The organism is Paenibacillus sp. p3-SID867, from assembly GCF_025142895.1.
Lineage (GTDB): Bacteria > Bacillota > Bacilli > Paenibacillales > Paenibacillaceae > Paenibacillus_AQ.
In genome coordinates, this window is the sequence record NZ_JAMBDM010000004.1 from 544,427 (window position 1) to 556,725 (window position 12,299).

The 12,299-nt window shown below is 50.5% G+C and carries 10 protein-coding genes; 5 read left to right on the top strand and 5 right to left on the bottom strand.

Annotated features, from left to right (window positions below):
- Positions 1-9 precede the first annotated feature (9 nt).
- Positions 10-1,179 (top strand): MFS transporter, encoded by a 1,170-nt coding sequence (locus M4D81_RS11565; protein ID WP_071223379.1) that lies wholly within the window; start codon positions 10-12, stop codon positions 1,177-1,179.
- 157 nt (positions 1,180-1,336) lie between these two features.
- Entirely contained in the window at positions 1,337-2,224 is an 888-nt protein-coding gene (locus M4D81_RS11570; protein WP_260066356.1) for a cupin domain-containing protein, read from the top strand.
- A 94-nt stretch (positions 2,225-2,318) separates the two neighbouring features.
- Here M4D81_RS11570 and M4D81_RS11575 read toward each other — a convergent pair whose 3' ends face one another.
- Genes M4D81_RS11575 through M4D81_RS11590 form a run of 4 tightly spaced genes read right to left on the bottom strand, consistent with a single transcriptional unit; the run spans position 2,319 to position 6,923 of the window.
- Positions 2,319-2,972, bottom strand: a complete 654-nt coding sequence (locus tag M4D81_RS11575; RefSeq protein WP_071223227.1) for a metallophosphoesterase — start codon at positions 2,970-2,972, stop codon at positions 2,319-2,321.
- Complete coding sequence (locus tag M4D81_RS11580; protein WP_071223228.1) at positions 2,969-4,051, bottom strand: ABC transporter ATP-binding protein; 1,083 nt, start codon at positions 4,049-4,051, stop codon at positions 2,969-2,971. The genes M4D81_RS11575 and M4D81_RS11580 overlap by 4 nt, the downstream gene beginning before the upstream one ends.
- A 27-nt stretch (positions 4,052-4,078) precedes the next feature.
- Positions 4,079-5,788: an ABC transporter permease gene (locus tag M4D81_RS11585; protein WP_071223229.1), complete on the bottom strand. Its 1,710-nt coding sequence runs from the start codon at positions 5,786-5,788 to the stop codon at positions 4,079-4,081.
- A 10-nt stretch (positions 5,789-5,798) separates the two neighbouring features.
- A complete protein-coding gene (locus M4D81_RS11590) occupies positions 5,799-6,923 on the bottom strand; it encodes an extracellular solute-binding protein (protein ID WP_260066359.1) in 1,125 nt (374 codons plus the stop codon).
- Positions 6,924-7,085: 162 nt separating this feature from the next.
- On the opposite strand from M4D81_RS11590, the gene M4D81_RS11595 reads away from it, so the two are divergent.
- From M4D81_RS11595 to M4D81_RS11605, 3 genes are all read left to right on the top strand, one after another.
- The gene (locus M4D81_RS11595; RefSeq protein WP_260066360.1) at positions 7,086-8,015 is read left to right on the top strand and encodes a LysR family transcriptional regulator; all 930 of its coding nucleotides are present in this window, start codon (positions 7,086-7,088) and stop codon (positions 8,013-8,015) included.
- A 95-nt stretch (positions 8,016-8,110) separates the two neighbouring features.
- On the top strand, positions 8,111-9,472 hold the full coding sequence (locus tag M4D81_RS11600) for a dipeptidase (protein ID WP_260066361.1): 1,362 nt from the start codon (positions 8,111-8,113) through the stop codon (positions 9,470-9,472).
- 1,090 nt (positions 9,473-10,562) lie between these two features.
- Positions 10,563-11,702 carry a zinc-dependent alcohol dehydrogenase gene (locus M4D81_RS11605; RefSeq protein WP_194543994.1) on the top strand — a complete coding sequence of 380 codons (1,140 nt, stop codon included), beginning with the start codon at positions 10,563-10,565 and terminating at the stop codon, positions 11,700-11,702.
- A gap of 206 nt (positions 11,703-11,908) precedes the next feature.
- Here M4D81_RS11605 and M4D81_RS11610 read toward each other — a convergent pair whose 3' ends face one another.
- Positions 11,909-12,280, bottom strand: coding sequence for a hypothetical protein (locus tag M4D81_RS11610; protein WP_071223233.1), 372 nt, complete (start codon positions 12,278-12,280; stop codon positions 11,909-11,911).
- Between the last annotated feature and the right edge of the window lie 19 nt (positions 12,281-12,299).

Consider the following 12,299-nt stretch of genomic DNA (forward strand, 5'->3'; position numbering starts at 1 on the left):
GAAATGGATATGAATCGATTTACGATATATTTATTGGCGCTTGGGGTTTTTCTTACTGCCACCTCGGAACTGGTCGTCTCGGGTATTCTGTATGCGATCGCAGACGATCTTCATATTTCTTTGGCCTTTGCCGGCCAGCTGATTACCGCGTATTCGCTTGCTTTTGCGATCGGAACCCCGTTTCTGGTCTCGCTCACCGCTCGATTCAACCGTAAAAGAGTGCTGCTCGGCTCTCTTCTGCTGTTCATTGCCGGCAGTCTCGTTTCCTATTTCAGCACCGAAGTCTGGATGCTCATGGGCTCCCGGGTCATCCTGGGGGTAAGCTCAGGGGTGTATCTCGTAGCCGCAATGGGCACAGCAGCCAAGCTGGTACCCCCGGATAAGTTAGGCCGTGCCATCGGTACCATCGTGCTTGGTTTTAGCAGCGCTATGGTGCTGGGCGTTCCGATCGGAATATGGATCACGAATCTGCTGAACTGGCAATCGATCTTTCTGCTGTTGGCTCTGCTCAGTCTGTTGGTCACTTTTGTCCTTACTAGACTCCTGCCGGACGTTGAAGGAGACGCTCCTGTTCCCTTTTACCAGCAATTCAAAGTGCTGGGAAGTGTCTTAATCGTGAGCGCGCTGCTGCTTACGTTCTTCCGGGAATCCGGCAACTCGGTACTGTTTACGTATGTTACGCCATTTATCCAGGATATTTTCCATATCGCGCCATCAGGAATCAGTATCATAATGCTTGGCTTTGGACTTTTTGGAGCGATCGGCTCGAGGCTCGGCGGATATGGGGTCGACCGGTTTGGCCCTGCGAAAGTGATTACGCTCAGCACGCTCATTCATATCGCGGTATTCGCGCTTCTTCCACTGCTCGCCGGTCAATCGTTCATAGGACTCGTGCTGATGGGAATCATGGTGCTGTCCATGTTTGCGGCGGGTCCGGCCGTTCAGAGTTATTTTATCCAGCAAGCACCGGGCTCTTCCAATCTGATCCTCAGCTTAAACACCTCCATTGTCCATCTCGGGTTAGCCGCAGGCGCGGGTGCAGGAGGCTTCATGGTCAATACGACATCCACGCTTCAGTATCACCCATGGCTCGGTGGATTCGTGCTCGCGCTTGGCCTGGCCGCAGGACTGGTCAGCTTCTCAGCAGGGCGGAAGACGCTGGTTCTGAAGTCGGTCTGACCTCACCTGCTCCACCATATGAAATTTGCCCAAGCCACCCTGCCAAGGGTGGCTTGCATGCTGCTGGTTCCAAAAATGGGCTCACGTATGCTTACCTACGGGAATACCGTATTTTATGGGTCAAACGCCTATTACATTATGAAGGGCAGGAATCACAGTGGCAGTCTCTTATATGGATTTCACCTCTCCATCTGTTCGCTATACTTATGATCTGAGAAACAATCAAACATTCAAGAAAGACAATCAGATTTTCATCTATTCACTCTCCGTAAAAGAATTGAACACGCTTGGGAACGCCTCCCTGCTGGATATTCACCTCAGCACAGGCAATGTGGTGGAGCCGCATATCCACCAGAATGCATCCGAGCTGGTGTATGTCATCTCAGGCGCAGCCATCGTCTCCATGGTCAATCCGTTCACGAAGGAGCTGCTGAACTTCAAGGTAACGCCCGGTCAAGTAGCCTTAGTCCCGCAAGGCTGGTGGCATTATGAAATGGCGACGGTTGACAACACGCACCTGATCGCGGTCTTTGACGCACCGGTGCCTGAATTCATTGCAGGCTCCGATCTCTTGCGATTGACGCCAGCCAGCGTGCTCGCGCACACGTACTGCCTGGATGAAGACAAAGTCAAAGACACCCTGGCACCGATTACCGATACGGTTGTCATCGGTCCGCCCAAAAACTGCCCGCAGCAGGGGCAAGTGCAAGGGCAGATGAAGCATCAACAGCCTGCGTCACATCATAATCAGCACTATTACCATCAAGAAAACTCTGGTAATCGGGACTATGAGCTTCTTCAACAGCAGCAACAGCAATTCCAGCAACAGCAGCTGCAAATTCAGCGGCAACAACAGCAACAGTTGTTCCAGCAGCAATTTGAGGCTCAGGATCAACCCCAGCATGGAGCATATGCTGCTGAACCGCCGTTGTCACCACCTCATTTACAAGAGCAATTCCGTTCGCAAAAGCAATTACAAGAACAGCAGCGTCAGCTGCCATTTTTGCAGCGCCAGTTAATTGGAAATGGCTGGGACCAATTCTAATCAATCCTCTGGTGATAATAGGTCTTTCGAGTGAAATAGGCAGCATCACTATTGGCCAGTGATGCTGCCTATTTCTTTTTTATATGGAAATATATTATTTAGGAAGAACCGGTCCTCCCGTTATTTTCAGCTTCCGGTACGTAATCTTCTCTGGTCTTGTAACCGACATGTACCATTGAATGCCCGCTGTCAAATTTACCAGGCTTAAATAATATCCGTGCCCGGCGCCTGTATCGATCCCCAGCTTGCCATCGCCATACCAGAGCTGGTCTGGCGGTACACCTAGACGAAAAGTGGACGTATGCCCGAAAACAATCGTTTTATCCATATAACGAGGCGATTGATGAAACGGTTCACGAATCTCGGTCAATTCTTCCGGTTTCTGCGCATGAAGCGGAATATCAGGCCGAATGCCTGCATGCACAAACAAGTATTCGTTGTATTCGGTCCATAACGGCATGGCTGCTATGAATTGTTGATATTGTAACCATTGGGGAGCTGCGAAACCTGCGTGTGCCGGCAATTGATGCAACCATTTGCGTTCGTTATTTCCCTGAAGCGCAACGGCACCCGAATCACACAGCTCCTTCACATAGTCAAGAGTCCCGGCTGAATCGGGTCCCTTATTCACATAATCCCCCAGCAAAAATAGACGATCCACCTCTGGCTGATAATGGACGTGCTTCAATAGAGTTTCCAGCAGGGAACCGTAACCGTGAATGTCCGATATCGCATACACTTGACTCATGTAGCCAGCATGCTGCTTTCTGCATAAATCATCGTTTGTTCCGGTAACAACCGTATCCTCCATTCGCTTCCCGCATCTACGCTGCAATGATGAAATAGATGAATCGGCTGCTGATCTGCCGTTTCTGCGATGACTCTCCATCTGTTCCCTTCATAGATTGTCTGCATCACGGTCACCTTCAGCAAGTTCCCTTCTTGCAGAGCTTCGTCACTGCTGCAAATCTCGATCGATTCCGGATGAATCATGATGATAGCCCGACCGTCTCCATGATCCGCACCCATCAGATTTCCCGCAATCGGACTCCCGGAAATGATAGCAGCAGGACGTCCATTCTCGCTCAGTCTGGCATCCAATCGGTTATGGTATCCCATAAGCTGTGCAACCCAAGGGCTTGCAGGCCGCTCAAACAACTCCCTCGGTGCTCCCAATTGATCTATCGTTCCGTCCCTTAAAATCAAAATCCGATCCGCCACCGTAAATGCCTCCATGCGATCATGCGTCACATACAGAGTAGCAATGGATAATTCGCCGAGCAATCTGGCCAACTCACCGCGCATATCCGTTCTAAGCTTAACATCCAGATTAGACAACGGTTCATCCATTAATAACAGCTTCGGTTCTGTTGCCAACGCTCTCGCTATGCCTACTCGCTGCTGCTGACCGCCAGACAGCTGGGCCGGCAGACGGTCCAGTAAGCCCCCCAGCTTCAGAAGCGATTGGAGTCGATCCAATGTATTCGATCTGTCATGCCCATTTACCTTCCGGCGTCTCATCCCGTACTCCATGTTCTGTTTAACGGTCATATGCGGCCAGAGGGCATAATCTTGAAACACCATATTAACAGGCCGGTTTTCCGGTGGAACATAATGTTTCCCCCGTTCAACGACGGCTCCAGCCATCTCCACCTCGCCGGTATCAATACGCTGAAGTCCGGCAATCATCTGCAGCAGCGTAGATTTCCCACAGCCCGATGGGCCGAGTATGCATATGCGTTCTCCCTCCCCGACCTCAAACGTGATCGGCTTCAAGACTTGCTGCGAGCCGAATGATTTCGATACACCCTTTACCTTTAAGATCATTCCACGCTCAATCCCTTCCAAATTTGATCACGATTTATTGCGATCCAGCCATCTGAAACCCAGACGCCCTGCTGCTTGCAGCAAAATGATCATCAGTACAACTGCTCCGCAGCTAACGACAGTAGCTGCCGTTGCATAACCATAGCGCGAGAATTCAAAGGCCCGGTCGATGACCAGCGGCATCAACGAATAATTAGCCGGTTTCAGCATGGAAGCCAGGGCCAAATCGAACACGCTGGTTCCAAACGAGGCCAAGGTTGCAATCAAAAGTGACTGGCGTGCCAAGGGCAATACGATATCCCGCATCCGTTCGAACACGCTTGCCCCTTGAATGGCTGCCGCCTTCAGCATCGTGCCGGACAAATTGCCGAATGCCCCCAGCTGGACCCTGACTGCGTAGGGGATGGCACCGGCTATCCCTGCAATCACAAGCAACGAGGGGGTTCCGTATAAATGGAGTCCTAAAGGCTCCAGCCATTTCTGGTTCCATATGAAAATATAGCCAATCCCGAGCACAACGCCGGGGACCGCCAGGGATATGATGGAGAACAACTGAAGCAAGGGTTTTAGCCGAGACTCCGTAAATGTCAGCATATAAGCAACAACAAACCCGATCAGCATGCTGAATAAAGCGGCTGCGGCAGCAATGATAAGAGAATGATACATTCCTTCAAGATAACCGAGCAGCCTGTGATCCCCGGCTTGTCCCGAGAATAATTCACGGTAATGGTCGAGGGTGAAATTACCCGAAGATAGGCCTCCGCCCGCTTGTTTCAGGAGAGATACCGCCGCGCTGGTTCCAATCGGAATCCCGAGGCTCAAGAAAAGAAAGATCGTAATCAGCAAATTGTACAACCAGGCTTTGCGCGGTCTAACCTTTTCGATCTGGACGGCTCTTGCATTCAGAAAGTCGAATCTGGATCTGCCCAGGGTCACCATGAGCAAGGTCATCGCAAGGACCAGAATCAAGACGAGGTAGAATGCCAGCACCCCGGCCATATCAAAGCGTACCGGAGACTGATAGATCGCCGAGTATATCGAGTATGTCAACGTCGGAAATTTATATACGGTCGCCAAGGCGGCGGGCAGTCCGAAATCTCCGATAGTATCCATAAACACCAGGGTCCAGCCAGCCACATAGGAAGGCAGAGCCAATGGCATTTCGACGGTTCTCCACACGGTGAATGGCCTCGCGCCGTTCAGCCTGGCTGCATAACCGAACTGCCTTATATTCCACTCCGATGCTGCCGTAATAGCCAAATAAGCTAACGGGAATTTGCTTAGGGACATGACAAACACAAGTCCGGCAGGTTGAAAAATAAACGAGGTAACCCACGTCAGCCCCAGCCACTGATGAGCCAGTCCATCCGAGCCGGCAAACAAAACCCAGCCCTGCGCTATCATGAAGGATGGGGCTATTAACAATACCCAAGCCGTCATATCCAGCAATTTAGCCGCTGTAAAGTCCCACCTTGCCCGAATGGTAGCAAGCACGCCGCCAATGATCGTACCGATCGTTGCCGTACCCAGCGCCAATGTGACCGAATTCAAGAGAGACTGTTTCCACAACGGCCGATTCCATATTTCTCCGATCAAGCCCAAGCTGCTGGACTTGACCTGTCCGAAGAATAACCCGGGAAAGATGACGTTGATGAGGACGGCGAGCAGCGGCAAAAAAATCAAAATGAACAGGAGGAGGGTTACCCCGCCTCCATAGCGAGCTTCAGAAGTATTCATGTGGCCCTACCTACCTTACATTTTGGTCCGCAAACCAGGTTTTGATCTCAACTTCATGTTCCGACGCCCACTTAGCAGAAGGCAGCATAAAGGCCCCATTCGGTTCACGCTCACTTCGTGCCATCACACCTTCAGCAAGTGGCGTAAAGAAACTGTCGGTTGAATTCAGATTCGTTAACATCTGCTGTGTCTCGGGTTTTAGCATATATTCCACAAATGCCTTGGCTGCTGCCGGGTTCTTGGTATGTTTGCTGATCGCTACAACCCGCAAGCTGCCTGGCGCACCCTCGCTCGGCCAAATCACCTCAATTGGCTCACCGGCAAGCTTCAGTTCATAAGCATTGTGTTCTTGAAGGGCCGCAACCTCGATTTCTCCGCTTAACAACGCCTTCCCGACAGGACCATTCTTGGGGTACACATGAAGTCCCGCTTTGAAGCGCTGCTCGTATTTCTGCTCTGCTGTCTCGACACCCCATTGCTCAAAAAATGCGGATACGAGCGGATAGGCAGGCGCTGCGACAGCCGGATCTGCATGACCCACAGGGCCGTCATAAGCAAAAAATTGCTCCCATGTCGTCGGTGCCTTCTCCGGCGTTACCAGCGTTGTGTTATAAGCGATGACGCCAGCCGCATGTATGCCGACTGGGAAGTATGATAAATCTTCGGGCACATAACTCCTTCCGCTTTCGGACAGATTCCCCAGATTCTCAGGCTCCCAGTCTGTCAGCAGGAAATCGCGATCTGCCAAGTTGCGGACCGAACCGTGCCCATCCATCATTAGAACGTCCCATTGCGGATTTCCTTGTTCAGCCTCTATTTTGGCTAATGCCTCCCCTCCTCCGTAATGCACGGCTTCCAATTTGAAACCCGTCTCTTCTGTAAACTTCGGAGCGATGTAATCCACAAAATCATTTCCGTATAAGTAGATGGTTTCCCCGGTATCCTCTGCGTCGTCTCTGGTCAAGGACAAGTCCGACTGACCGGCAGCACTTCCACTTCCGCCAGTAATCGGTCCGGTCGTTTCCTTGGATCTTACCGTTTGCTGTCCATCCGATTGCGCGCAAGCCGACAATAAGCACATGAGCACAGTTAAAGCAATGAATATCCTATGTTGAAAGCCTATTTTTTTGTTCATGTCACCCTCCTGTTTCTGATTTTCTTCTTGGTTCCATTTCAGCATAACGCCATTGATTCATATAAAAATTATCCCTGCGTTAACAAAGAGTTAAATAATATCTATCAAATATTAGATAAGATTAATATGATCTATGATGATATGGAAAGAGAGGAGAGCAACATGAACTTACAGCAATTAAAAGTATTTGTGCTTACCGTGGAGCTGAGGAAGCTGTACCTTGTGGCTCAGAAGCTGGGCATCACCCAGCCAACCGTGACCTTCCATTTAAACAAGCTGCAGGAAGAGCTTGGCCTTGCCCTGTTTCACACCAAGTCCTATCATGTCATCAAGCTTACGGAAGCCGGTCAAGCCTTTTATCATTACGCATCGCAGATTCATTCCCTGTCTGAGGAAGCCTCATCGACCATGGATATCTTCCGCGGAACCGCTGCAGGAGTACTCGCCATCGGCAGTACCCATACTCCCGCTACCTACCTGTTGCCGCCGCTGCTGCAACAGTTGAAACTCAATTATCCGGGGTTGTCCATCCTGTTGGATGTCCGACCGGCTGCCTATATTCTCGAGAAAGTCAAAAAATACGAACTCGATGTAGGCATCATATCGAACACGCAAGTGGATGAGCCGGAATTCATCGTACAGCCGCTGATCCATGATGATCTGGTGCTTATATTCGCTCCGGATCATCCCTTTGCAAGCGTAAGAGATTTAATCCCGGGCGATCTGGTCGAACATCCCTTCGTTTCACATGAACCTGGCTCCATCAGCAGACAGCTTATTGACCGCTGGGCAGACAAACAGTGTATCCAACTTCAAATTTCCTTGGAAATTTCGGGGACCGAAGCACTGAAAGCAGCCGTTCGGCACCGTCTGGGGTATGGCATGATCGCAGAAGCTGCCATACAAGAAGAACTGGCAGAGGGGAAACTCCTATCACGACCTATTCCGTCCTGGCCGCCCGAACGTCAGATTTATGCCGTTCGCCACCGCAATAAGCTGATCAGTCCGGCGCTGCGGATGTTCTGGAGAAACCTTTTGGACAATTTTGCATTTCAACGACCGGATGAGAGTCATGACAAATTTCAAGATTAATCCCGTTATATTTCGTATTCTTCAAAAAACGGTTAGAATAGTAAGGTACGGCATGTATCGAATGCCAATGTATATTGAAGGAGGATCCCTATAACATGAGCGTTGATTATAAAGCGTATTTTGCCGAACACCGCGAAACCCATCTGAATGAGTTGAAGGAATGGTTGTCCATTCCGAGTATTTCGGCTTTGTCCGAGCACAAAGGCGATGTGGCAAAGGCTGCCGAGTGGCTCGCAGGCAAGCTGACCGAGGCAGGCCTTGAGCATGTGGAAGTTCATCAAACGGCTGGACATCCTATTATTACGGCAGACTATCTGCATGCCGAAGGCAAACCGACCGTGCTCGTTTACGGTCACTATGACGTACAGCCCGTAGACCCGCTTCATCTGTGGGAAACCCCGCCCTTTGAGCCGGCTATCCGCAACGGCAAATTGTATGCACGCGGAGCAACGGACGACAAAGGCCAACTCTTCCTGCATGTCAAAGCCGTCGAAGCTATTTTGAAGCAAGAGAAGGAGCTTCCGGTCAACATCAAGTTCTGCATTGAAGGCGAAGAAGAGGTGTCCAGCCCGAACCTCCCGCTCTATCTTGACAACAACAAGGACAAGCTGGCTGCGGACGCCATCGTGATCTCGGATACATCACTGCTCGCACCTGGCAAACCGGCCATCTCCACGGGCCTTCGCGGATTGTGCTCCCTGGAGTTGTCGCTGGAAACGGCCAATACCGACCTTCATTCCGGTACATATGGCGGCGGCGTACCTAACGCCCTGCATGCGATGGTGTCCTTGCTCTCTTCGCTTCATGACGAGCAAGGCCGCGTCGCCGTAAAAGGCTTCTATGACGGGGTGCTGGAGTTATCCCCGGAAATGCGCGAAGAATTTGCCAAGCAGGAATTCGACGAGGAGAAGCTGAAGCAGGATCTCGGCCTCGATTCCCTGTATGGTGAGGAAGGGTTCTCCTTCGTTGAACGCGTAGGAGCGCGTCCGACCCTTGAGCTGAACGGCGTATACGGCGGATTCCAGGGTGAAGGCAGCAAGACGGTCATTCCGAAGGAAGCCCATGCCAAAATTACATGCCGCCTGGTGGCAGACCAGGATCCGCAAGCGGTCCTCGACGCGATTGAAGCACACTTGCATGCCCACGCTCCGGTCGGTTCGAAGATTACGTTTAAACCGAAGGAAAAAGCATTCGCTTTCAACATCGATCCGTCCCATCCGATGCTGCAAAAAGCCGCGGACGCGTTCGAGCATGTCTACGGCACGCGTGCCCTCTTTACGAAGGATGGCGGGTCCATCCCGATCGTGGAGAAGCTGTCCAGCACACTGAACGCTCCTGCCGTCATGATGGGCTTTGGCTTGCCGGACGAGAATCTGCATGCCCCGAACGAGCATTTTAATTTGGAGAATTTCGATAAAGGCTTGCTGACGATCGTTGAGTATTTGAAGTTCGTGTAAACTTTTGACGCCAACAGTTCGAAGAGTAAAATAACAATCTAAAAAAAGAACGCGTATGGCGGGATCATCGAACCCCTGCCAATACGCGTTCTTTTGTTTTTTGAAAAGCTTTTACGCCATCTATATACCCGATCATTGACCTGCGGCTTCGTTTTATCGAAGAAATCGACCATGGGATGTCTCACAATACTGTTGGGATGCCGGACCAAGTGGCTGCTATCACCAACAGACGGTTGCTATCACCAAAACGGATTTCATCCCTAACAGCCGGCTTCTATCACTAACAGCGGCTACGATCACGTAAACATGCAGATCCAATTACTAATTTACTGCTTCTATCACCAATGTGAGCTGCTATCCCAAACAAGTGAATTCCATCACACAACTTGCTGCTGCCATCTCCAAACAAGCTAATCCATCCCTAACATTCAGCTGATATCACCAAACAAACAGGTTTCATCAGCTACATACGGCTGCTCTCCCCAAAACATGCGGATCCATCACTAACAGTCGGCGGCTATCACCAAACAAGCAGATATTATCACCATGACGGCGGCTATCACCAAACAGGTGAACCCATCACCAACAGACGGCTTCCAACGGACTACAGATCCGTTATTGGCCATATTTCAGGCGATTCTCTTATCCTAACGGACACCAAGTCCGTTATTTAACCTTTTTGCTGCGGAAAAGCGGACTTTTTATGCAAATAACGGATCTCATGTCCGCAAGTATCTTAGTTTAGCTCTTTTCAGAGCAAATAACGTATCCTGTGTCCGGTGAATCCCATTTGTCATGTTATCACGTTTATCACGTTTATCCCCTTTATCACGTTTGCTACATTTGTCATCGAGGTTTGTGCAGCCGGTTCACTTTTTCACGTTTGTCATCGAGGTTCGCGCAGCCGGTTCGCTCATACGCGTGCCCCTACCGACCATCAGGAGTAATTATACGCATTGGTCTTTCTTCCACAAACTATGTTTTTGCGCGTATCAGCGCATATGCATGAATAGCGGTGGGGATGTTAATACAATTGGATATCGGGTATTAAAAAAAGAGAACTTCTGTACACCGCATAAGGAGGGAACATATGAGAGCAGTCACATTTCAAGGCGCAAAAGACATTCAGGTCAAACACGTAGAGGATCCATCCATTCGGACCCAGGATGATATTATCGTCCGCATCACCTCTACAGCCATTTGCGGTTCCGATCTTCATATATACCTAGGAGCTATGCCCGCGGCTAAAGATTTCGTGATCGGCCATGAGCCCATGGGGATCGTAGAAGAGGTCGGTGCCAACGTAACCCGCGTGAAAAAAGGCGACCGCGTCGTTCTTCCGTTCAATGTTTCTTGTGGTCACTGCTACTATTGCAATCATGATATGGAGAGTCAATGCGACAATTCCAATCGCAACCCGGATGTCCATGCCGGAGGGTTCTTGGGTTACACCGAACGCTACGGCAACTACCCTGGCGGACAAGCTGAATATTTGCGCGTGCCGTACGGGAACTTTATGCCGTTTGTCATCCCTGAGTCATGCGAGCTGGAGGATGAAGCGCTTCTGTTCTTGTCCGACGTTCTTCCTACTGCCTATTGGAGCGTGGAGAATGCCGGCGTGAAGCCGGGCGATACCGTGACGGTGCTCGGCTGTGGACCGATCGGTCTGATGACCCAGAAATTCGCCTGGATGAAGGGGGCCAAACGGGTAATCGCTGTGGATCGTCTCCCTTACCGGCTGCAAAAAGCAAAGCGGATGAACAACGTGGAGATCTTCAATTTTGAAGACTATGATGATATGGGCGCATACATCCGCGAGATCACCAAGGGCGGCACGGATGTTGTGATCGACTGTGTTGGCATGGACGGCAAGAAGTCAACCATGGAAGCCATCGGTCAAAAGCTGAAGCTCCAGGGCGGAACGTTAAGCGCCATCGATATTGCCATCGATGCCGTTCGCAAATACGGCACGATTCAGCTGACCGGCGTATACGGTTCATTGTACAATATGTTCCCGCTCGGCCATATTTTTGAACGGAACATTACCCTTACCATGGGACAAGCCCCCGTCATCCATTATATGCCGGAGCTGTTTAAGAAGATCACCGCCGGGGAATTCGACCCAACCGAGATTGTATCCCACCGTCTTCCACTGGAGCAAGCAAGCGATGCCTATCGGATATTTAACGATCATGAAGAAGACTGCACCAAGGTGGTTCTCAAGCCGTAGCGGAATCTCAGCAAAAAGATAAACCAAGCACCCCCTGTCACAACCTTTATCTTGGATAGGAGATGCTTGGTTTTTTGTGTCCCGGTTCACGGAATTCTTGAGTGAGCATTAAATTTTACCGAATACGTGGTAGGACGCTTCGACATAACCTCACGTCTCAAGGGATGCGCGTCGTCAACGGCTAACCATGCGCCGGTTAGGCTTGTCTATTCACTCGCTTTTCTGGGATTCACCCGAATGATCGTCCCACATGGATCGGATATCCAGTAGCCCTGCGAGTTCTCGTAAACCTCCACCTCATCCCTGCGATCCACCTGATGCTCTCTCAAATATGAAGCGGCCGCCTCGGGATGATCTGTAGTGACCTCTAACCAGACATCCTGCTGAGCATAGTGAGTCATGCAATCCAGCCATAAATTGTTCGGGCCGTGCTGAAAGAGGTGTGAACCATCTTTGAAGCCCAAATAAGGCAGCTGCAAAACCTCTTTGTAAAAATGCACGGTTTCCTCATACTTGTACTTCGGAATTTTAAGGGCAATATTGTTTCCGCCGACAAACCGAATATCCGCTGATGACATGAGTACAAACCTCCATCTG